Source organism: Diaphorobacter ruginosibacter (assembly GCF_014395975.1).
GTDB lineage: Bacteria > Pseudomonadota > Gammaproteobacteria > Burkholderiales > Burkholderiaceae_C > Diaphorobacter_A > Diaphorobacter_A ruginosibacter.
Genome location: NZ_CP060714.1, coordinates 2,905,289 through 2,925,721, shown reverse-complemented (window position 1 = coordinate 2,925,721; position 20,433 = coordinate 2,905,289). Strand labels below are relative to the sequence as shown.

Sequence of the window (20,433 nt, the reverse complement as noted above, 5' to 3'; positions counted from 1 at the left end):
GCTGCGGGAGTTGCAACCGTCACATGCGCCAGAACGAGGCGCGGAACAGCAGGCTTTCGATACGGTTCGGGGCCTTTTCCTCCACGGCGATCTCCACCGGGATGAAGGCCTTCTGGCAATCCAGCAGATAGGCCGTGGCATTGGGCGCAGGGCTGTGCACGCGGCCCGCGAGCTTGCAGGAACCGACGCTGTCATGCAGCTGCTTCAGGGCGGATTGCACCTGATCGGCAGGTGCCTGCTTGGTGAACTCGGCAGAAAACATGTCTGCGGTGAGCGGTGTGCCGACGCCTTCCAGCGCGTCCAGCACGTTCTTCATGCGCTTGTCGAGAGCCTTTTGCACCGCTTCGCTCGGGCCTGTGGGTTTGGCGCTTGGTACGGATGCGGCGGACGTGGTGTCATCGGCAGCCATGACCGTGGTACTTGCCAAGGTGGCCACCAGCGCGGCAGCGATGAAGGCGGGGATGCGTTTCTTCACAGGAATTCCTGACTTTCCGTTGTTTCGCGCAGCATAACTCCGCCATACGAGCGGTTCGTGTGGGGAATCGTCGCTGTTACATATTTCGACAACAAAAAGCCCGTCCCTCCGGGGAGGAGACGGGCATCCGGCACGGGCGTGCCTGGGTCAATCGGTCTGCGGATCGATCAATCGCGAGTCAATCAGTCGGCGGTGGCGCCGGACGCCTTCACGGCCTCGCCCCACTTCTTGATATCGGAATCGATCAGCTTGGCGAAGTCCGCGGTGCCCATGCCGTAGCTCTCGGCGCCCAGTTCGGAGATCTTCTGCTTGACGTTGTCCTGCTTGAGGATGTCCTGCACGTAGCCGTTCATGCGCTCAGCCAGTTCCTTGGGCAGGCCCTTGGAGCCGATCATGCCGTACCAGGGCTCGACCTCGAAGTCGGTGAAGCCCAGTTCGTGCAGGCTCTTGACGCCCGGGAACTTGGGGGAGGCGTTCTTGCTGGTGATGGCCAGCGCCTTGATCTTGCCGGCGTCGATCTGCGGCTTCAGCGGGACAGGGTTGTCGATCGCGTACTGCACTTCGTTGGACATCACCGCGAGGATCAGCGGAGCCGAACCCTTGTAGGGAATGTGCGGCGACTTCACCTTGGCCTGCATCTGGAACATCTCCACGATCATGTGCTGGGGCGAGCCAGCGCCTGCGGAGCCGAAGTTCACCTTGTCGGCCTTGATCTGCTTCATCAGGTCGTCCATCGAATTGATGCCCGACTTGGCGCTGGTCACCAGCAGGAAGGGGGCCTTGGCGATGGTGGTGATGGGGGTGAGGTCCTTGCGTGGATCGTAGGGAACGCTCTTGTACAGCGTGGGCGAGATCACCACGGGGCTGCTGGAACCCACGAGGAAGGTGCCGCCATCCGGCTTGGCCCGACTCACGAAGGCAGTGGCGATGTTGCCGTTGGCACCAGCCTTGCTGTCGACGATGACGGCGGCGTCGATGCGCTTTTCGAGTTCCTGCGCAACGATGCGCGCGAGCATGTCGCTGGTGCCGCCGGGCGAGTAGGGCTGGACCAGGGTGATCGTCTTGACGGGCCAGGCGTCCTTGGCCTGCACGAGGGCGGGAGCACCAACGGCGAGGGCTGCGGCTGCTGTGGCGAGCAAAGCGTTTCTGCGAAGCATGTGTTTCCTTGAAGGCGAGAGTCCGCATGCAGCGGACTTCGGAGACTGGATGTGAATGGGCTGCCGACGAACGCGGCCAGCCCGGCAAAGCACCTCGATCGAAGCGGATGTCGACGGAGGCAGGCGTAGGCCCCGATTTTGCGACAGCCTATGCAATCCACTATCTTGTATGCCAGTACGTGCAGCAAGGCTTACACAAGCTGTCGGCAGGATGACATGGCCGCGTGGCAGGCAACGTGGGGCGGCCCTCGATGAAAAAGGTTCTGCACGGAATACCGGGGTATATGGATTGCGTGACGAATGGGTGCGCGGCGCTTGGGGTGAGAGTCTTCGTGTGGAGGTGCTGATATGGCCCCTCATACTTTGTTGCAAAGGCTTGCCGTACGCTTGTACTGTCTTCGCCTTTGCGTCGCGTCTGAGGGGCCATCTCAGCATTGTTGTGAACAGTTCAAAGCGGGCGCGCGCTGCTTAGGCTGTCGTTTGGAAAGCCTCGCGCTCATCCCGACAATGCGGGATGAACCTGAAAAAAGCCGCCCCGAGGGGCGGCCTGCAGCGGGAAGAAGGGCAGGGAGCATGCCGCTCGCGCCCTTGCAGCCAGTGGGCTGCTGGCTGCTTACTTCTTGCTGCCGTCGTTCAGCTGTGCCAGGGCTGCGTTGCCGCCCAGGGACAGCAGGCCGGCTTCCGAATACACGCGCAGCTTGTCGCGGGTATCGACGATGTCCAGGTTGCGCATGGTCAGCTGGCCGATGCGGTCTGCCTGGCTGAATGGCGCGTCTTCCACCTTTTCCATCGACAGGCGCTCGGGTGCGTAGGTCAGATTGGGCGACTCGGTGTTCAGCAGCGAGTAGTCGTTGCCGCGACGCAGTTCCAGTGTCACGGTGCCAGTCACGGCGCGGGCGATCCAGCGCTGTGCGGATTCGCGCAGCATGATGGCCTGCGGGTCGAACCAGCGGCCCTGGTACAGCAGGCGGCCCAGCTTCAGGCCGTTGATGCGGTATTGCTCGATGGTGTCCTCGTTGTGGATGCCGGTCACCAGGCGCTCGTAGGCCGCGTGCAGAAGGGCCATGCCGGGGGCCTCGTAGATACCGCGGCTCTTGGCTTCGATGATGCGGTTTTCGATCTGGTCGCTCATGCCCAGGCCGTGGCGTCCGCCGATGCGATTGGCTTCGAGGAACAGCTCCACGGGGTCCTCGATGCGCTTGCCGTTCAGGGCGACCGGGCGGCCTTCCTCGAAGGTCACAGAGACTTCCTCGGCCTTCACTTCGACTTCCGGCTTCCAGAATGCCACGCCCATGATCGGGTTGACGATGCGGATGCCGCTGTTCAGGAACTCCAGGTCCTTGGCCTCGTGCGTGGCGCCCAGCATGTTGGAATCGGTGGAGTAGGCCTTCTCGGCCGACATCTTGTAGCCGAAGCCTTCCTTGGTCATGAAGGCCGACATCTCGGCGCGGCCGCCGAGTTCGTCGATGAACTGCTGGTCGAGCCACGGCTTGTAGATCTTGAGCGACGGGTTGGTGAGCAGGCCGTAGCGGTAGAAGCGCTCGATGTCGTTGCCCTTGAAGGTGGAGCCGTCACCCCAGATGTTGACGTCGTCTTCCTTCATCGCGGCGACCAGCATCGTGCCGGTCACGGCGCGGCCCAGGGGTGTCGTGTTGAAGTAGGTGACGCCACCGGTGGAGATGTGGAACGCGCCGGCCTGGATGGCGGCGATGCCTTCGTTGGCCAGCTGCGTGCGGCAGTCGATCAGGCGGGCCTTTTCCGCGCCGTATTCCATGGCCTTGCGCGGGATGGCATCGTAGTCGGCTTCGTCGGGCTGGCCGAGGTTGGCGGTGTATGCGTAGGGCACGGCGCCCTTGTTCTTCATCCAGCGCAGGGCCGCGCTGGTGTCCAGGCCGCCGGAGAAGGCGATGCCGACCTTCTGGCCGGTGGGCAGGTTTTGCAGGATGTTTGCCATGTTGTTGTCCGTGAGTGTGAGGGGAGGGCCGCGCTGCTTCCGAAGCGGAAATCAGGCGTAGTGGCAGATGTAGTGATAGGCCTCGGCCACCCGGATGTCGAATTTGGAATCGGCCGGAATGCTGAACTTCTCGCCAGGGCCGGATTTCACCCACTGGTCGCTGCCGGCGAGCCTGTACTCGCAGGAGCCGCCCACGCACTCCATGATCTCCGCCGCGGCGGTGCCGAAGGTGAGCTCGGCGGCCAGCACCACGCCCACGGATTTCTTCGTGCCGTCGGGGTAGGTGAGGTTGTGGCTCACGCACTTGCCGTCGAAGTACACATTGGCTTTGGTCGTGACGGTAACGCCATCAATCTTTTCGGTGGTCATGGATGCGCTGAATGTTCAGTGGATGAAAGAAAGGTCAAACCCTCGATTCTAGGCTCCCCCGAGGCGGCTGTGGTTTTCCGCGCCATGCTTCGTTTCGCGCCCCCCATGAAAAAGGGCCCCACGCTTCCCTGCTTCGCATGGTCTGCTGCCCCCAAGGGGGTGCTTTTCATCTTGGGGCGGCTCGGCGATGAAAGAGGGCCCCCACGCTTCCCTGCTTCGCATGGTCCGCTGCCCCCAACGGGGCGCTTTTCATCTTGGGGCGGCCCGGCGATGAAAAAAAGGGAGCCGCGAGGGCTCCCTGGGGCTGGTCGATGCCGTTCGGTCAGGGACGATACGGCTCGCCGCGCGAGTTGCGGTATTCGATGGAGCCATTGGTGACGGGCGCCGTGTAGGTGCCGGTGTCGCCAGTCACGACCACGCCGGGGCGGGGCTGCGCACCGCCGCCCTGATAGTAGCCACCGTTGCCGTAGCGGTTGTCTTGGTAACTGCCGTTGTCGTAGTAGCGGCCATCATCGTTGCCGTAGGTCTGGCCGCGGTCGCCGTAGTACCTGCCGTCGTCGTAATAGCCCTGGGGCTGTGTCGGCCGCTGATAGGAATAAGAAGGGTCCTGGCCGTAGCCACCGTAGGTTCCATAGGCATCCGGGCCTCCCTGGGAGAGGGGTTGCACTGACAGCGGAATCCACGGGCCCGGATCGTACTGCGTGCGCGTGGTGTAGCGCCGGCCCGCATACTCATAGGTCACGTCGTAAGCGACGGTACGGTTTTCGTAGTAGGTCTGCGTGCCGCAGCGCTGCATCGGTACGTAGCCCGGAGGCCCGGCCTCCACGTTGTTGCCGATGATGGAGCCCCCGAAGACCCCGAGCGCCGTGGCCGCCGCGCGGCCCGAGCCGCCGCCGATGGCGCTGCCCGCGAGGCCGCCGACCACGGCGCCCAGGATCGCGCCCGCGCCGCTGGGCTGGCGCTGGGCATAGACCATTTCGTTGTTGCAGACCTGCTGCGGGATCGCCACCTGCTGCATGACGGGCGTTGCCGACAACACCCGGCCTTGTTCCTGGGCAAAGGCCGTCCCGGCGGTGGCGGCCGAAAGGGAGAGGGCGGTGAAAGCGATGAACTTGTTCATGGACTGAAACTCCTTGCAGGCACTTGGAACCTCTGCACGAACCAGGCTGGCGCATGAGGCATGCCTGCCGATTAACGCGCCAGGCACGAGAAAAGTTGAAGCCCGGAGCGTCAAAAACAGGGTATGGCGGCGTAAAGCTTCGTAAAGCGTTGCCGGGCGAAGCCGTTTCACTGCCTTTTCAAGGCCTGTCCATCGGTGGGATCATGCTTTGAGAAGATCGTTCCACTTGTCGGCGTCAAACCCCACCGTCACGCGGCCACCGGCCTGGCCGTCCCATTCCGCGACGGGGCGCTTGATGATCGATGCATGCTCCTGCATCACGGCCATGGCGCCCGCATCGTCCGCGGCCCGGGCCTGGATGGCGGCGTCGAGCTTGCGCCAGGTTGTTCCCTTGGTATTGAGCAGCTTGTCGCGGCCCACGGCCTTGAGCCAGCCGGGCAGGCGATCGGCGGGAACGCCCTGCTTCTTGAAGTCGTGAAACTGGTAATCCACCCCCTGGTCCGTGAGCCAGGTGCGGGCCTTCTTCACTGTGTCGCAATTGGGGATGCCGTAGATGATGATTGTGGGGGTACTCATGTCCGTGATCATCGCTCATGCTGGCGTAGGCGACAATCGTGGGCAGTATGCACAATCTTCCCGATACCCTGGACGGCTGGCTGAGCTATTGCGAAAGCCTGCATCCCCGCAACATTGAAATGGGCCTCGAACGCGTGGGCGAAGTGGCGCGCAGGCTTGAGCTGCATTTCGATTGCCCCGTGATCACGGTGGCCGGCACCAATGGCAAGGGCTCGACCTGCGCCATGCTCGAAGCCGTGGCGCTGCAGTCGGGATACAAGCCGGGGGTCTTCACCTCGCCGCATCTGGTGCACTTCGAAGAGCGCTGCCGCGTGCATGGCGAGATCGTCACCGCCGCGCAACTGGTGGAGCAGTTCGCCGCCGTGGAGCAGGCGCGCGTGCTGAACGGCCAGGAGATTCCGCTGACCTATTTCGAGTTCACCACGCTCGCGATCCTGCGGCTGCTGAGCCTTGCCAGGCTGGAGGTGGCGATCCTGGAAGTGGGCATGGGCGGTCGCCTCGATGCGACCAACATCGTCGATGCCGACTGCGCGCTCATCACGAGCATCGATCTCGACCACATGGAGTTCCTCGGCCCCGACCGCGAGAGCATCGGCCGCGAGAAGGCGGGCATCATGCGTCCAGGCAGGCCGGCCGTGGTGAGCGACCCGATGGCTCCGCAGAGCGTGCTCGATCACGCGAGGGAGATCGGCGCGGATCTCTGGCGCTTCGGCATCGATTTCAACTTCACGGGCGACAAGCAGCAGTGGGCGTGGGCCGGACGGGGGCGCCGCTATGCAGGCCTGGCCTATCCGTCGCTGCGCGGTGCCAACCAGCTGGTGAATGCGTCGGGCGTGCTGGCGGCATTCGAGGCCATCCGCGAGAAGCTGCCCGTGACGGCGCAGGCCGTGCGCACCGGGCTGGCCATGGTGGAACTGCCGGGGCGGTTCCAGATCATTCCGGGTCAGCCCGCCATGGTGCTGGACGTGGCGCACAACCCGCATTCGGTGGCTGCACTTGCGGCGAACCTGGATGCCATGGGCTACTTCCCGGTCACGCATGCGGTGTTCGGCGCCATGGCCGACAAGGACCTCACACCGATGCTTGCCAAGATCGGGCCGCTGATCGATCGCTGGTATTTCACCGATCTGCCGACTCCGCGTGCCGACACGGCGGCGCATCTGCAGCAGAAATGGAATGCGGTGCAGATGGTGGCCGGCGCCAAGCGCGAGGTGAAGACTTCGCTGCATGCCAACCCGGAGGCGGCGTTACAAGCTGCAATCGCCGCTGCCGACCCGGCTGATAGAATCGTGGTCTTTGGCTCGTTCTACACAGTGGGCGGTGTTCTCCAGCACGGCACGCCTCGTCTGCAAGCCAAGCATCTGGGTGCATAACGAGTCCATAACTCATGGCATTTATCAAGTTTCCCTGGTCAGGTCAAAAAGAAAAGGACACGGGCAGCAGCAAGGCTACCAGACGCTCGCGTGTGGCGGCACAGGCCGAAAGCGTGGAGGTGATGCGCCGCCGCGCTCGCCACCGTCTCATCGGGGCCGCCGTGCTGGTGGTGATCGGCGTCGCCGGATTCACCTGGCTGTTCGACACCAAGCCGCGCCCGGTGCCCGTCAACCTGCCCACAGACGTTCCCGATCGCAACAACGTGGCTCCCCTGGTGGTTCCCGGCTCGGCCGATGGTGCGCCATCGGCGGCAAGCGGGCCGCGCTCCGGCGGTGCATCGCACGAGTCCGGACTGTCGGATGGCGAGGAGATCGTGACCACGCCGGCTCCAAGGCCAGCGCCCGCGGCATCCGCAGTGGCGCCCGCGCCTGCGCCAGCCGTGAGGCCGTCCCCCGCGCCGGCTCCCGTCGTGCAGCCTCCCAAGCCGGAGCCGAAACCCGAACCAAAGCCTGAGCCGAAACCGGCGGAGCCCAAGCCTGAACGCAAGCCCGAGACGAAACCGGAGGCCAAGCCAGAGCACAAGGTGGAGCCCAAGCGCGAGGCCAAGCCGGAACCGAAACCGGAGCCAAAGCCTGAGCCCAAGCCGCGCAATGACGACGCCGCACGGGCCCGTGCATTGCTGGAAGGCCGTGATACCGGCTCGTCCGCCAGTGCTCCCGCCGCAGCTGCGAAGGCCGAGGGGCGCTTCATCGTGCAGGTGGGTGCCTTTGCCGACGCAGACAAGGCCAAGGAGGTGCGCGACAAGCTCGCGGGCGCCGGCCTGAAGGCATTCACGCAGTCGGTCGACACCAAGGATGGCAAGCGCACGCGTGTGCGTGTCGGGCCGTTCACGGGCCGGGCGGATGCCGACAAGGCTGCGGGTCGCATCAAGGGGCTGGGCCTGCCAGCCTCGGTGATACCTCTTTGAACGTGACGCACTGATCGGAGCTGCGCATGGCTGCGCTGGATTGGTTGTGCATCGTGGTGCTCGTCGCCTCGCTCGTGATCGGAGCGTGGCGCGGGCTGGTGTTCGAGCTGCTGTCCCTGGCCAGCTGGGTGATTGCGTTCTTCCTGGCGCAGTGGTTTGCCGCCGATATGGGCAACCTGCTGCCGATGAAGGACAGCGATCCGATGTGGCGGCATGCGGCGGGCTTCGTGCTGGTGTTCGTGATCGCAATCTTCGGCTGCAGCTTCGTCGCCTGGCTCATGAAGAAACTGATCGAGGCGATCGGCCTGCGCCCGGCCGATCGTGCGCTCGGCGGGTTGTTCGGGCTGCTGCGCGGCGTGGTCCTGCTCCTGGTGGTGGCCGCCATCGCCGAGTGGACGCCGATGCACGAGGCGGAGTGGTGGAAAACCGCGCAGTCCGCCCCCATCTTGGAAGATGCGCTCGGGGTGGTGAAACCGCTGCTGCCGGTTGACATGACGGCAAGGCACCCCGGCTGAGCAGGGCAAACGCGGCGACAATCGGGGCTTCCCGAGGTCTCAGGATTTTTTTGTGAGTGTTCGGCGGATCTCCCCCGCCAGAGAATGGAAACCGAATATGTGTGGAATCGTCGGTGTGGTCAGTACGGCCCCTGTCAATCAGCTGATCTATGACGCATTGCTGTTGCTGCAGCATCGCGGGCAGGACGCTGCGGGCATCGTCACGCAGGAGGGACGCAAGTTCTTCATGCACAAGGCGAAGGGCATGGTGCGAGACGTATTCCGCACCCGCAACATGCGTGCGCTCCCCGGCAATGTGGGCCTGGGACAGGTGCGCTATCCGACGGCCGGCAACGCCTCCAGTGAGGAGGAGGCCCAGCCGTTCTACGTGAACGCGCCGTTCGGCATCTACATGGTGCACAACGGCAACCTCACCAATGCCAAGCAGCTGCGCGAAGAGCTGGTCAGCACCGACCATCGCCACACCAACACCGAGAGCGACTCCGAAGTGCTGGTCAACGTGCTGGCGCATGAGTTGGCGCGCGCCACCAGCGGCGCTCCGCTCAAGAGCGAGGATGTGTTCAAGGCCGTGCGCGCCGTGCACAAGCGCCTGAAGGGCTCCTATGCCGTGATTGCGCTGATCGCCGGCTACGGCCTGCTCGCGTTCCGTGATCCCTACGGCATCCGCCCGCTGTGCATGGGCAAGAGCGCGGATGGCACCGTGATGCTGGCCAGCGAGTCCGTGGCGCTGGAAGGTACGCTGCACCAGCTCGAACGCGACATCGCGCCGGGCGAGGCGGTGTTCATCCGTGACGACGGTCACATCGAGATCGAGCAGTGCGCGGAATCGACCATGCTGCACCCCTGCGTGTTCGAGTATGTCTACCTGGCACGCCCCGACTCCGTGATGGACGGCATCTCCGTGTACCAGGCGCGCCTGAACATGGGCGAGACGCTGGCCAAGCGCGTGGTCTCCACGGTGCCGCCGAGCGAGATCGACGCGATCATCCCGATTCCCGAGTCGAGCCGCCCGAGCGCGATGCAGCTCGCGCAGCTCCTGGGTCTTCCCTACCGCGAGGGCTTCGTGAAGAACCGCTACGTGGGCCGCACCTTCATCATGCCGGGCCAGTCCACGCGCAAGAAGTCGGTTCGCCAGAAGCTCAACGCCATCAGCAGCGAGTTCAAGGGCCGCAGGGTGCTGCTGGTCGACGATTCCATCGTGCGCGGCACCACCTCCAAGGAAATCGTGCAGATGGCGCGCGATGCGGGTGCCGTGAAGGTGTACCTCGCCTCGGCCGCGCCGCCGGTGCGTTATCCGAATGTCTACGGCATCGACATGCCGACCAAGACCGAGCTCGTGGCGCATGGGCGCACGGTGGAGGAAATCCGCCAGGTCATCGGCTGCGATGCGCTGATCTACCAGGACGTCGACGCGATGAAGCAGGCGGTCGGCAAGATCAACCCGCGCGTGCAGGGCTTCGAGGCATCGTGCTTCGATGGCGAGTACATCACGGGCGACATCTCGGAAGGCGATATCAACGCGATCAACGCGGGCCGCAACGAGACAGTGGAAGACGACGAGGACGCCACGCTCGCCTGAGTGGCAGCGGGGCCGGGCAGGGTGGCGGGCGCCGCCGCCCACCTCCGCCGATTGGCAGCGCGCATAGACTCTCGTGAGGGCGCGCGGCCGCCAATGCCATCAAGAGCGGGCATGGGCGGTTCAGAAGAACACCTGAAGGATTTATTGTGACCGACAGAACATTGCCGCAAGGCCTGCATCCGGACACGCTCGCCGTGCGCGAAGCCATCGATCGCAGCCAGTGGGGTGAGCACAGCGAAGCGCTCTACATGACCAGCAGCTTCGTGCAACCGGATTGCGAAACGGCGGCGCGCCGCTTTGCGGCGCAGGAGGATGGCTATACCTACAGCCGCACCAGCAATCCGACGGTCACGAGTTTCGAGAAACGCCTTGCGGCCATGGAAGGCACGGAGTGCGCGGTGGCCACGAGCACCGGCATGTCGGCGATCCTGCTGGTGGCGCTGACCGCGCTCAAGACAGGCGACCATGTGATCTGTTCGCAGTCGATGTTCGGCTCCACGATCAAGCTGCTGGGCACCGAGATGGCGCGCTTCGGCATCGAGACCAGCTTCGTCTCGCAGACGGATGTGCAGGCCTGGAAGGACGCCATTCGCCCCAATACCCGGTTGCTGTTCGCGGAAACGCCAACCAATCCGCTCACCGACCTGTGCGACATCGCGGCACTGGCCGATCTGGCGCATGCGCATGGCGCACTGCTCGCGGTGGACAACAGCTTCGCCTCGCCCGTGCTGCAGCAGCCCGCCAAGTTTGGCGCGGACCTCGTCGTGCACTCGGGGACCAAGTTCCTCGACGGACAGGGCCGCGTGATGGCTGGGGCGGTATGCGGCACGGTCGCGCTCGTCGACAAGGTCATGGGCACCTTCCTGCGCAGCGGCGGCCTGAACCTTGCGCCGTTCAATGCATGGGTCGTGATGAAGGGCCTCGAAACCCTGTCGATCCGCGTGAAGGCGCAAAGCGCCGCGGCGCTCGAATTGGCCAACTGGCTCGAGGCGCACCCGAAGGTTGCACATGTGCACTACCCGGGCCTCAAGAGCCACCCGCAGCATGAGCTCGCCATGCGCCAGCAAAATGGCATGGGCGGCGCGGTGATCGCGTTCGACGTGGTGGGAGAGGGCGCCGAGCAGTTGCGCGCCAATGCCTTCCATGTCGTGGACAGCACGCGCGTGTGCAGCATCACGGCCAACCTGGGCGACGTGAAGACCACCATCACGCATCCGGCCAGCACCTCGCATGGCCGGTTGACCGAAGAGCAGCGCCAGGCCGCGGGCGTGGGGCAGGGGCTCATCCGTATTTCCGTGGGGCTGGAGCACCTTGACGACCTCAAGGCAGACCTCTCGCGTGGACTGGATACATTGAAATGACTACAAAAGTACGCACACGATTCGCCCCGTCGCCGACGGGCTTCATCCATCTCGGCAACATCCGCTCCGCGCTGTACCCATGGGCGTTTGCCCGTGCCAACCAGGGCGACTTCATCCTGCGCATCGAGGACACCGACCTGGAGCGCTCCACTCAGGCGTCTGTCGACGTGATCCTGGAAGGCATGGAGTGGCTGCGGCTCGACCATGACGAAGGCCCGTTCTATCAGATGCAGCGCATGGACCGCTACAAGCAGGTGCTGGCCGAGCTGCAGGCCAAGGGCTACGTCTATCCGTGCTACATGAGCATGGAAGAGCTCGACGCGCTGCGCGAAAAGCAGATGGCCGCCAAGGAGAAACCGCGCTACGACGGCACATGGCGTCCGGAGCCCGGCAAGGTGCTGCCTCCCGTTCCGGAAGGCGTTAAGCCGGTCCTGCGTTTCAAGACGCCTCTCACCGGCGTCGTCGGCTGGGACGACAAGTGCAAGGGGCACATCGAGTTCCAGAATTCCGAGCTGGACGACCTCGTGATCGCGCGTCCGGACGGCACGCCCACGTACAACTTCTGCGTGTGCGTGGACGACATGGACATGAACATCACCCACGTCATCCGAGGCGATGACCATGTGAACAATACGCCGCGCCAGATCCACATCTTCGAGGCCCTGGGTGCGAACGTGCCGGTGTTCGCCCATCTTCCCACCGTGCTCAACGAGCAGGGCGAGAAGATGAGCAAGCGCAATGGCGCCAAGGCCGTCACCCAGTATCGAGACGAGGGCTACCTGCCCGATGCGATGGTGAACTATCTTGCGCGCCTGGGCTGGAGCCACGGCGATGACGAGATCTTCTCGCGCCAGCAGTTCCTCGAATGGTTCAATCTCGACCACCTCGGCCGCAGCGCCGGCCAGTTCGACGAAGCCAAGCTGCGCTGGGTGAATGCCCAGCACCTGAAGGCCATGGATGACGATGCCCTGGCTGCGCTGGCGAGGCCGTTTCTCGTGAAGGCGGGCGTGTCCGAAGAACAGATCCAGGCCGACGATCGCTTCGTTCGCATCTGCGGATTGTTCAAAGATCGCTGCGAAACGCTTTTGGACCTCGCAAATTGGGCTAAACTTTTCTACCTCGACAGCGTGGAACGCAACGCGGAAGACTATGCAAAGCATGTCACCGATTCCGCCAAGCCTCTTCTTGCTGCTTTTGCAGCAGCTATCGAGCAGGTTGACTGGAACAAGGATGCAATCAGCGCCGCTATCAAGCAGGTACTGAAAGAGCAGGGTGTGAAGATGCCGATGCTCGCGATGCCGGTTCGGGTGCTTGTGCTGGGTACAGCGCACACTCCATCAGTCGATGCGGTGATCGAACTTCTCGGACGCGAAAAAGTTTTGAAGAATTTGAAAAGCGCTTAAAAACCTGTATATAATTCAAAGCTCAGCAGATGACGACGGTTACACAATAAACGCTGTCAGATGCTGAGGATTTGCAGGAAATTTGGGGGTATAGCTCAGCTGGGAGAGCGCTTGCATGGCATGCAAGAGGTCATCGGTTCGATCCCGTTTACCTCCACCAAGAATTCTAGGTTTTGACCCTATCGTCTAGAGGCCTAGGACATCACCCTTTCACGGTGAGTACCGGGGTTCGAATCCCCGTAGGGTCGCCAAGTTTGAAGCACTTGGAGTTCACTTCAGAACTCGCAACGCTTTCTACCAGGAGTGGTAGTTCAGTTGGTTAGAATACCGGCCTGTCACGCCGGGGGTCGCGGGTTCGAGTCCCGTCCACTCCGCCAAAGTTTTCTAGGTTTTGACCCTATCGTCTAGAGGCCTAGGACATCACCCTTTCACGGTGAGTACCGGGGTTCGAATCCCCGTAGGGTCGCCAAGTTTGAAGCACTTGAAGTTTCTTTGAAACGCACAACGCTTCCTGCCAGGAGTGGTAGTTCAGTTGGTTAGAATACCGGCCTGTCACGCCGGGGGTCGCGGGTTCGAGTCCCGTCCACTCCGCCAGATTCAAAGGATTTGACCAGTAACGGGTCGTCCCTTTCAGGAGACCCGTTTTCTATTTGTGAAGGCATCGAAAGATGTTTCGCAATTGTCAGATGCATTTGGGGGTATAGCTCAGCTGGGAGAGCGCTTGCATGGCATGCAAGAGGTCATCGGTTCGATCCCGTTTACCTCCACCAAATTTTTCGGTTAGTTTTAGGTTTTGACCCTATCGTCTAGAGGCCTAGGACATCACCCTTTCACGGTGAGTACCGGGGTTCGAATCCCCGTAGGGTCGCCAAGTTTGAGGCGCTTGGAGTTCCAAAATGGAACTCGCGAAGTCTTCTACCAGGAGTGGTAGTTCAGTTGGTTAGAATACCGGCCTGTCACGCCGGGGGTCGCGGGTTCGAGTCCCGTCCACTCCGCCAAAAATAAAAAGCGATGCAAGTTTCGGCTTGCATCGCTTTTTTGTTTTTCAAGGCCTCTGCGGGTCTCATCCCCCACCGGGCGGTACGCGAAAGTTCTCGGTGATTCTTCGCTCGGCGTGCTCCATCATGCTCCTGAGACGTTCGAACCAGTATGCGAGATGGGCGGCTATCGTGCCGGCGGCGCCGTTCGCGTGATCCACGTGCCCCGTTTCGTCTGCGTGATGGGGTTCCTGTGGGGGCTTCTGTTCGGTGATGTGTGCCATGCCTCTATGGTCAATTTTCACGTAACATCTGTAAAGTTGAATTGAATGAACATTAAATTCAGAATTACTGATGCGTAACCTGAACCTGGACCAACTACAGACGCTGATCGCCATTGCGGATCTGGGGACATTCGCGGCAGCAGCGCAGGCCCTGCATCTCGCACCGCCTACCGTGAGCCTGCACATCAAGGAGCTGGAGTCGCGCCTGGATGCCACGCTGCTCATGCGCGGCAGGCGCCATGCGGAACTGACTCCCGCCGGAGCCACCCTGGTGGAGCGCGGCCGCAAGTTGCTTGCCGCGAGCGATGATCTGGTCGATGCAGTGCGCCGCCGGGCCGCGGGGCGGGAGGGCATGGTCCGGGTTGGCGTCTCGGCAGGAGTGAGTACGCATCTGCTGCCCTTGATGCTGGGTGCGCTGGTGCAGCGCAGCCCCGGGGTGGACATCAAGCTCGACGCGGTAGGGTCGGCGGATGCCATGCGCCGCCTGAAAGCGGGAACACTGGACATCGGCATCGTGGCAAGCCAGCAGCCGGTTTCCGCGGAAATCTGCATGAAGCCCTGGCGCAACGACGAGATGATGGTGGTGGTGCCCAGCAGCTGGGATGCCCCCGCGCAGATCACGCCCGCCTGGCTTGCGGAGCGTCGATGGGCTTCGTTTGCCCCGGCCACCCAAATGCATGGACTGATTGCCGGCTGGTTTGGCCAGGCGGGGTTCAATCCGCGCCCGTTCCTGTCGCTCAGCTATCCCGGGGCGCTCAAGAGCCTGGCAACGGCCAGCCAGAGCGCGGCCATTCTTCCGCTGGAGGAGGTGGAGGATCTGAAGCAGCTGCCCGAGGTGCAGATACGTCCCATGCACCCCCGGCTCATGCGGCCGATGGCCGTGGCGTACCGCAATCTGCCGAGCATCGACCCCGCCGTGGCCTGTGTTCTCGATGTTCTCGAGACGTTTGCGGCATGAGCGGGAGCCGAATGCTTTCCTTGCTGATTACTTCGGTGCCAGGCGGATCGCGCCGTCCAGGCGGATCACTTCGCCATTGAGCATGTCGTTCTCGACAATGTGGCAGGCCAGCTTGGCGTAATCCGTCGGAGTGCCGAGGCGGCTCGGGAACGGCACGCCTGCCGCGAGCGCGTCCTGTACTTCCTGGGGCATGCCGAAGAGCATCGGTGTACCGAAGATGCCGGGCGCGATTGTCATGTTGCGGATGCCGTTGCGAGCCAGGTCGCGGGCGATGGGCAGGGTCATTCCGACGATGCCGCCCTTGGAGGCGGAATAGGCCGCCTGACCGATCTGCCCGTCATAGGCAGCGACGCTGGCGGTGGAAATCATCACGCCGCGCTCTCCGGTGGATTCCGGCTCATTCTTTGCCATGGCTTCGGCGGCCAGGCGGATCATGTTGAAGCTGCCGATCAGGTTGACCTGGATCACCTTGCTGAACAGGGCGAGCGAGTGGGCGCCATTCTTGCCGACGGTCTTTTCTGCAGGCGCGATGCCGGCGCAGTTGACCAGACCCATCAGCTTGCCCGCGGCAACCGCCTTGGCCACCACGGCCTTGCCGTCATCTTCGCTGGTCACGTCGCACTTGACGAAGCTGCCGTTGATTTCCTTGGCAACGGCTTCGCCTTTCTCGACCTGCATGTCGGCGATGACCACGTGCGCGCCACGGCTTGCCAGCATGCGGGCCGTGCCTTCGCCCAGACCCGAAGCGCCGCCCGTCACGATGAATACTTTGCCTTTGATTTCCAAGATGTGTCTCCCTAGGGGTTGATGACGTTGACGTAAACGTCAATTATGGACGATAGCCATCGCGTCCGCCACGGTGTTGACCCCATCCTGGGTGAAAGAAAAATGTTCTTCGTGGAATACCGAGGCGATGAAGTTGCGTGACGAATGGATTCGCGGCGCTGTTCAGCAAACCTCATCCTCCGTCCATTCGCGATGAGCAAAAAAAAGCCCAGTCGGTAAGACTGGGCTATCAAGGGATCCTAGAAACCGAGTTTCGAGAGGATCCAAGGAGACAACTGGTTGATTCAGGAAGTTTCGTATGAAATTCTTTGAATCGATAGGGCGATTATAGGGGTTAACCCTTTATGAATGCAACGCATCCCATCGCCCGTTGTAAATAATTAACGCTTGCGAGCAGCTGCGGTAGCAGTGGCTGTAGCGGTCTTGGCAGCGTTGGTTGCCGAGTTCGCCACGGCGTTGAAGTTGGCTTCAGCTACGTCGCTGGCTTGCTTCACAGCCTTTTGAACCGATTCAAACGCGTTGTTGGCGGCGCTCACGGCGCTCTTGAAAACGGCCACGGTGGTTTCGGAACCGGCGGGAGCGTTCTTGGCTGCGGTGTCGACCAGGCTGTTGAAGTTGCGCTGGGCTTCGACGGCTTGCGATTCGAAGGTCTTGCCGAACTCGGTGCTGGTGCCCGAAGCGATGTCGTACAGGTGACGGCTGTAGGCCACCGACTTTTCAGCGATGGGTTGCAGCAGGCCGGCTTGCAGGGACAGCAGTTCCTGGGGATCCTTGGCGGCCAGGACGGCTTGGGTGTGCTGTGCAACGTCAGCCAGGGCAGCGCGGGAAGCTGTCACGTTCAGTTCGACCAGCTTTTCGAAGCCTTCGAATGCCTTGTTGGTCAGGCCGAAGAAGGTTTCCAGGTTGGCTTTTTGAGCGGCGATAACTTGTTCAGGTGTCAGGGACATGTTCAATCTCCAGAAGGGGTGGTTGAGATATCTGCTCTGACGTGACTTCGTCTGCGTGTCATGTTGCAGTGCAGCATGGATTGAATTGTAGGGGCCTTGATTCAAAACACAAGAGCTGTTTGTTGCATTGCAGCATTTTTAGAGTTCGCACCCCAAAACTGTTGCTTTGCCCGCGTCTTGCGACTTTTCATCGTCCGGCCCATGCGCACTGGCAAAATTAGCGGCACTTGATGAAAACACCATGACAGAGACAAAGACCTCCCCAGCCCCCGACCGTGCGAGACCACTCGATCGGTCCCAATTCCCGATATTCAGAAGTATTGGCACGCGATGGTCGGACAACGACATCTACGGACATGTCAACAACGTCGTCTACTACAGCTGGTTCGATACGGCGGTCAACGGCTATCTGATAGAGCAGGGTGCGCTCGACATTCACGCTGGCTCCACCATCGGGCTCGTGGTCGAGACCCAGTGCAACTACTTCGCATCGCTCGCGTTTCCGCAGACCATCGAGGCGGGGCTGCGTGTGAGTCGCCTGGGCAGCTCGAGCGTGCGCTACGAGATCGGCCTGTTCGCGCAGGGGGAGCCGATGTCGGCGGCGGTGGGCCATTTCGTGCATGTCTATGTCGACCGCGAGACCCGCCGGCCGACGACGTTGCCGGAAAAACTGCGCCAGGCGCTTGCACCCTTGTGCAGGCCCTGACGGGACAAACCCGCGCTTGCCCGCGCGGTGCCTCGGTTGGTGACAAAATGGTGGCCGGACATTCGACCAAGGATCTGTTCGCTCGTGCACGCTCCCTTCTTCATGACGCTGCATCGGCCGACTCTCACGCTTCATGATCATCACCAGCCTGCTCGACACCGACCTGTATAAATTCACGATGATGCAGGTGGTGCTGCACCACTTTCCGGGCGCACAGGTGGAGTACAAGTTCAAGTGCCGCAATCCCGGCGTGCAACTGGCACCGTTCGTCACCGAGATCCGCGATGAAATCCGCTCGCTGTGCCATCTGCAGTTCCAGGATGCGGAGCTTGCCTACCTGCGATCGCTGCGTTTCATCAAGAGCGACTTCATCGACTTCCTGGGGCTCTTCCGGCTCAACGAGAAGTACATCACGGTGACCGCGCTGCCGGGCGGCGACATCGACATCACGATCACAGGCCCCTGGCTGCACACGATCCTGTTCGAGATCCCGGTGCTGGCCATCGTCAACGAGGTCTATTTCCGCAACACGCAGAAGGTGCCCGATTTTGTGGAGGGACGGCGCAGGCTGGACCGCAAGATTGCGCTGATGCAGGGCGAGAACCTCGAGGACCTGAAGATTGCAGACTATGGCACGCGCCGGCGCTTCAGCCGCGCATGGCACGAGGAAGTGCTGCGTGTGCTGTGTGCACGCCTCGGAAGCGAAGGTCTCCGGCCGGGCTCGAACTATGCCCCCGCGCAACTCGCCGGCACCAGCAACGTGCTGTTTTCCATGAAGCTGGGCCTGAAGCCTTTGGGCACGATGGCGCACGAGTATCTGCAGGCCTGCCAGGCACTGGGACCGCGCCTGCGCGACAGCCAGGTGTTCGGCTTCGAGTGCTGGGCACGGGAGTACCGCGGCGACCTGGGCATCGCGCTGTCTGACGTGTACGGCATGAGTGCTTTCCTGCGTGACTTCGACCTGTATTTCTGCAAGCTGTTCGATGGCGCGCGCCATGACAGCGGCGATCCGTTCGCCTGGGGCGAGCGTCTGCTTGCGCACTACCGCGACAACCGCGTCGATCCGCTCACCAAGGTGCTGATCTTCAGCGACGGTCTGACGATTCCGCGCATCATCGAGCTGTACCAGCGTTTCAACGGCCGCTGCCAGCTGGCGTTCGGCATCGGCACCAACCTCACGAACGACCTGGGCGATGCGCCTGCGCACGAGCCGCTGCAGATCGTGATCAAGATGACGCGCTGCAACGGCCAGCCTGTGGCCAAGCTGTCGGATGCGCCGGGCAAGAACATGTGCAGCGATGAAAAGTACCTGGCGTATCTGCGGCAGGTTTTCGAGATTCCCTCCACACAGGGTTGAAGCAAGGCTGAATCAGCGATGGAGACCCTGCAGGGGCCGGGCGGCGTGGCCGCCGCGGGTCGGCACATGAATCGAACGATGGGAGTGAGTTCAATGAAACCAATTCGAGCCTTGGCGCTGGTGCTTGCATGCGCTGTGCCGGCGATCGCCAATGCCGCCGACATCGACGGCAGTGCGCTCTCGGTGCTGTGGGGCGTGCCGTTTGCCGGCATTCTGCTTTCGATCGCATTGATGCCGCTGCTCGCGCCGGCGTTCTGGCACCATCATTTCGGCAAGGTGGCGGCTGGCTGGGCGCTGGCGTTCCTGCTGCCCTTTGCCGCCATCTTCGGTGCCTCGGCCGCGGGGGTGAGCTTCGTGCATGCGCTGGTCGCGGAATACATCCCCTTCGTGATCCTGCTCACCGCGCTGTTCACGGTGGCGGGGGGCATCTACATCCGCGGCAACCTGCACGGCTCGCCCGGGTTGAACACGGCAATCCTTGCGATCGGAGCGGTGCTCGCGAGCTTCATGGGCACGACCGGTGCATCGATGCTGCTGATCCGCCCGCTGATCCGTGCCAACGACAACCGCAAGCACATGGCGCATGTGGTGGTGTTCTTCATCTTCATCGTCTCCAATGCCGGGGGTTCGCTCACGCCGCTGGGCGATCCGCCGCTGTTCCTCGGCTTCCTCAAGGGCGTGACGTTCTTCTGGACGGTGCAGCACATCTTCACCGAGACGCTGTTCCTCGTCGGTGTTCTGCTGGTGGCGTTCTATCTGCTCGACTCGTGGTTCTTCCGCCGCAGCGGCGAGATCCGCAGGGAAGATCCCACGCCGGATACCGGTGGTCCGCAGCGCCTCGGCTTCGAGGGCAAGGGCAATTTCATCCTGCTGCTGGTTGTGGTGGCGCTGGTGCTGATGAGCGGCATGTGGAAGTCGGATGTGGAATGGGTGATCGCGGGTGCGCATGTAGGCCTGCCGGGCTTGGTGCGCGACATCGGCCTGATCGCGGTGACCCTTGTTTCCCTCTGGGTCACGCCTCGGTCCGTGCATGAGAAGAACCAGTTCAACTGGGGGCCGATGCTCGAGGTGGCCAAGCTGTTCGCCGGCATCTTCCTCACGATCATCCCGGTGATCGCCATGCTGAAGGCGGGCGTCAATGGCCCGTTCGGCGCCATCGTCTCCGCCGTGACACGGCCCGACGGCTCGCCGGACCCGGCGATGTATTTCTGGGCGGCCGGCGCGCTCAGCTCATTCCTGGACAACGCGCCGACCTACCTGGTGTTCTTCAATACTGCCGGTGGCGACCCGCAGGTGCTGATGACCACGCTGGCTCCCACGCTCGCGGCCATTTCGGCGGGTGCCGTGTTCATGGGCGCGAACACCTACATCGGCAATGCGCCGAACATGATGGTCAAGGCCATTGCCGAGGATCGCGGCGTGAAGATGCCGAGCTTCTTCGGCTACATGGCATGGTCGGGCTGCGTGCTGGTCCCGCTCTTCGTCATCATGACCTTCATCTGGTTCCGGTGACGGAATCCGGTTCCACTATCCATCATTCAACGAGACAAACCAACCAAGAAAGGCCA

The 20,433-nt window shown here is 62.5% G+C and carries 18 protein-coding genes and 8 tRNA genes; 18 read left to right on the top strand and 8 right to left on the bottom strand.

The window, feature by feature from the left end:
• Positions 1-19: 19 nt before the first annotated feature.
• The 6 genes from H9K76_RS13235 to H9K76_RS13210 form a co-directional block, all read right to left on the bottom strand.
• Positions 20-475: a hypothetical protein gene (locus H9K76_RS13235; RefSeq protein WP_187595879.1), complete on the bottom strand. Its 456-nt coding sequence runs from the start codon at positions 473-475 to the stop codon at positions 20-22.
• 182 nt (positions 476-657) lie between these two features.
• Positions 658-1,632: a Bug family tripartite tricarboxylate transporter substrate binding protein gene (locus H9K76_RS13230; protein ID WP_187595878.1), complete on the bottom strand. Its 975-nt coding sequence runs from the start codon at positions 1,630-1,632 to the stop codon at positions 658-660.
• Between the two features lie 613 nt (positions 1,633-2,245).
• A complete protein-coding gene (gene argG, locus H9K76_RS13225; protein ID WP_187595877.1) occupies positions 2,246-3,586 on the bottom strand; it encodes an argininosuccinate synthase in 1,341 nt (446 codons plus the stop codon).
• 51 nt (positions 3,587-3,637) lie between these two features.
• On the bottom strand, positions 3,638-3,955 hold the full coding sequence (gene ppnP / locus H9K76_RS13220; protein WP_187595876.1) for a pyrimidine/purine nucleoside phosphorylase: 318 nt from the start codon (positions 3,953-3,955) through the stop codon (positions 3,638-3,640).
• Positions 3,956-4,277: 322 nt separating this feature from the next.
• Positions 4,278-5,075, bottom strand: a complete 798-nt coding sequence (locus tag H9K76_RS13215; protein WP_187595875.1) for a glycine zipper 2TM domain-containing protein — start codon at positions 5,073-5,075, stop codon at positions 4,278-4,280.
• Between the two features lie 201 nt (positions 5,076-5,276).
• Positions 5,277-5,651 carry an arsenate reductase gene (locus H9K76_RS13210; protein WP_187595874.1) on the bottom strand — a complete coding sequence of 125 codons (375 nt, stop codon included), beginning with the start codon at positions 5,649-5,651 and terminating at the stop codon, positions 5,277-5,279.
• A gap of 47 nt (positions 5,652-5,698) precedes the next feature.
• Between H9K76_RS13210 and folC the strand changes: the two genes are divergently transcribed.
• The 15 genes from folC (at position 5,699) to H9K76_RS13135 (ending at position 15,069) form a co-directional block, all read left to right on the top strand.
• Positions 5,699-7,024 carry a bifunctional tetrahydrofolate synthase/dihydrofolate synthase gene (folC, locus tag H9K76_RS13205; RefSeq protein WP_187600630.1) on the top strand — a complete coding sequence of 442 codons (1,326 nt, stop codon included), beginning with the start codon at positions 5,699-5,701 and terminating at the stop codon, positions 7,022-7,024.
• A 14-nt stretch (positions 7,025-7,038) separates the two neighbouring features.
• The gene (locus H9K76_RS13200; RefSeq protein ID WP_187595873.1) at positions 7,039-7,992 is read left to right on the top strand and encodes an SPOR domain-containing protein; all 954 of its coding nucleotides are present in this window, start codon (positions 7,039-7,041) and stop codon (positions 7,990-7,992) included.
• 26 nt (positions 7,993-8,018) lie between these two features.
• The gene (locus H9K76_RS13195) at positions 8,019-8,507 is read left to right on the top strand and encodes a CvpA family protein (protein ID WP_187595872.1); all 489 of its coding nucleotides are present in this window, start codon (positions 8,019-8,021) and stop codon (positions 8,505-8,507) included.
• Between the two features lie 97 nt (positions 8,508-8,604).
• Positions 8,605-10,086 (top strand): amidophosphoribosyltransferase, encoded by a 1,482-nt coding sequence (purF, locus tag H9K76_RS13190; protein WP_187595871.1) that lies wholly within the window; start codon positions 8,605-8,607, stop codon positions 10,084-10,086.
• A 146-nt stretch (positions 10,087-10,232) separates the two neighbouring features.
• A complete protein-coding gene (locus H9K76_RS13185) occupies positions 10,233-11,447 on the top strand; it encodes an O-succinylhomoserine sulfhydrylase (protein WP_187595870.1) in 1,215 nt (404 codons plus the stop codon).
• The gene (gene gltX, locus H9K76_RS13180; protein WP_187595869.1) at positions 11,444-12,850 is read left to right on the top strand and encodes a glutamate--tRNA ligase; all 1,407 of its coding nucleotides are present in this window, start codon (positions 11,444-11,446) and stop codon (positions 12,848-12,850) included. The genes H9K76_RS13185 and gltX overlap by 4 nt, the downstream gene beginning before the upstream one ends.
• A gap of 84 nt (positions 12,851-12,934) precedes the next feature.
• Positions 12,935-13,010 (top strand) — tRNA-Ala (locus tag H9K76_RS13175).
• A gap of 15 nt (positions 13,011-13,025) precedes the next feature.
• A tRNA-Glu gene (locus tag H9K76_RS13170) sits at positions 13,026-13,101 on the top strand.
• Positions 13,102-13,150: 49 nt separating this feature from the next.
• Positions 13,151-13,227 (top strand) — tRNA-Asp (locus H9K76_RS13165).
• Between the two features lie 16 nt (positions 13,228-13,243).
• A tRNA-Glu gene (locus H9K76_RS13160) sits at positions 13,244-13,319 on the top strand.
• A 48-nt stretch (positions 13,320-13,367) separates the two neighbouring features.
• Positions 13,368-13,444 (top strand) — tRNA-Asp (locus H9K76_RS13155).
• Positions 13,445-13,544: 100 nt separating this feature from the next.
• Positions 13,545-13,620: transfer RNA gene (locus H9K76_RS13150), tRNA-Ala, on the top strand.
• A gap of 25 nt (positions 13,621-13,645) precedes the next feature.
• A tRNA-Glu gene (locus H9K76_RS13145) sits at positions 13,646-13,721 on the top strand.
• Between the two features lie 50 nt (positions 13,722-13,771).
• Positions 13,772-13,848, top strand: a tRNA-Asp gene (locus H9K76_RS13140).
• Positions 13,849-14,181: 333 nt separating this feature from the next.
• Positions 14,182-15,069, top strand: a complete 888-nt coding sequence (locus tag H9K76_RS13135) for a LysR family transcriptional regulator (RefSeq protein WP_187595868.1) — start codon at positions 14,182-14,184, stop codon at positions 15,067-15,069.
• Positions 15,070-15,096: 27 nt separating this feature from the next.
• Here the strand turns inward: H9K76_RS13135 and H9K76_RS13130 are convergent, their stop codons facing one another.
• Entirely contained in the window at positions 15,097-15,855 is a 759-nt protein-coding gene (locus H9K76_RS13130) for a 3-hydroxyacyl-CoA dehydrogenase (RefSeq protein ID WP_187595867.1), read from the bottom strand.
• Between the two features lie 380 nt (positions 15,856-16,235).
• Entirely contained in the window at positions 16,236-16,802 is a 567-nt protein-coding gene (locus H9K76_RS13125; RefSeq protein WP_187595866.1) for a phasin family protein, read from the bottom strand.
• Between the two features lie 241 nt (positions 16,803-17,043).
• On the opposite strand from H9K76_RS13125, the gene H9K76_RS13120 reads away from it, so the two are divergent.
• The 3 genes from H9K76_RS13120 to H9K76_RS13110 all read left to right on the top strand — a co-directional run bounded on the left by H9K76_RS13120 (position 17,044) and on the right by H9K76_RS13110 (position 20,377).
• Positions 17,044-17,508, top strand: a complete 465-nt coding sequence (locus tag H9K76_RS13120) for an acyl-CoA thioesterase (RefSeq protein ID WP_187595865.1) — start codon at positions 17,044-17,046, stop codon at positions 17,506-17,508.
• A 133-nt stretch (positions 17,509-17,641) separates the two neighbouring features.
• Complete coding sequence (pncB, locus tag H9K76_RS13115) at positions 17,642-18,865, top strand: nicotinate phosphoribosyltransferase (protein WP_187595864.1); 1,224 nt, start codon at positions 17,642-17,644, stop codon at positions 18,863-18,865.
• 93 nt (positions 18,866-18,958) lie between these two features.
• Positions 18,959-20,377, top strand: a complete 1,419-nt coding sequence (locus H9K76_RS13110) for a sodium:proton antiporter (protein WP_187595863.1) — start codon at positions 18,959-18,961, stop codon at positions 20,375-20,377.
• Positions 20,378-20,433: the final 56 nt, after the last annotated feature.

What these genes read in the sequence shown, in the direction of transcription:
- H9K76_RS13230 (WP_187595878.1), bottom strand. Translation starts at nt 1,632, where the DNA reads ATGCTTCGCAGAAACGCTTTGCTCGCCACAGCAGCCGCAGCCCTCGCC.
- argG (WP_187595877.1), bottom strand. Translation starts at nt 3,586, where the DNA reads ATGGCAAACATCCTGCAAAACCTGCCCACCGGCCAGAAGGTCGGCATC.
- ppnP (WP_187595876.1), bottom strand. Translation starts at nt 3,955, where the DNA reads ATGACCACCGAAAAGATTGATGGCGTTACCGTCACGACCAAAGCCAAT.
- H9K76_RS13215 (WP_187595875.1), bottom strand. Translation starts at nt 5,075, where the DNA reads ATGAACAAGTTCATCGCTTTCACCGCCCTCTCCCTTTCGGCCGCCACC.
- H9K76_RS13210 (WP_187595874.1), bottom strand. Translation starts at nt 5,651, where the DNA reads ATGAGTACCCCCACAATCATCATCTACGGCATCCCCAATTGCGACACA.
- folC (WP_187600630.1), top strand. Translation starts at nt 5,699, where the DNA reads ATGCACAATCTTCCCGATACCCTGGACGGCTGGCTGAGCTATTGCGAA.
- H9K76_RS13200 (WP_187595873.1), top strand. Translation starts at nt 7,039, where the DNA reads ATGGCATTTATCAAGTTTCCCTGGTCAGGTCAAAAAGAAAAGGACACG.
- H9K76_RS13195 (WP_187595872.1), top strand. Translation starts at nt 8,019, where the DNA reads ATGGCTGCGCTGGATTGGTTGTGCATCGTGGTGCTCGTCGCCTCGCTC.
- purF (WP_187595871.1), top strand. Translation starts at nt 8,605, where the DNA reads ATGTGTGGAATCGTCGGTGTGGTCAGTACGGCCCCTGTCAATCAGCTG.
- gltX (WP_187595869.1), top strand. Translation starts at nt 11,444, where the DNA reads ATGACTACAAAAGTACGCACACGATTCGCCCCGTCGCCGACGGGCTTC.
- H9K76_RS13135 (WP_187595868.1), top strand. Translation starts at nt 14,182, where the DNA reads ATGCGTAACCTGAACCTGGACCAACTACAGACGCTGATCGCCATTGCG.
- H9K76_RS13125 (WP_187595866.1), bottom strand. Translation starts at nt 16,802, where the DNA reads ATGTCCCTGACACCTGAACAAGTTATCGCCGCTCAAAAAGCCAACCTG.
- H9K76_RS13120 (WP_187595865.1), top strand. Translation starts at nt 17,044, where the DNA reads ATGACAGAGACAAAGACCTCCCCAGCCCCCGACCGTGCGAGACCACTC.
- pncB (WP_187595864.1), top strand. Translation starts at nt 17,642, where the DNA reads ATGATCATCACCAGCCTGCTCGACACCGACCTGTATAAATTCACGATG.
- H9K76_RS13110 (WP_187595863.1), top strand. Translation starts at nt 18,959, where the DNA reads ATGAAACCAATTCGAGCCTTGGCGCTGGTGCTTGCATGCGCTGTGCCG.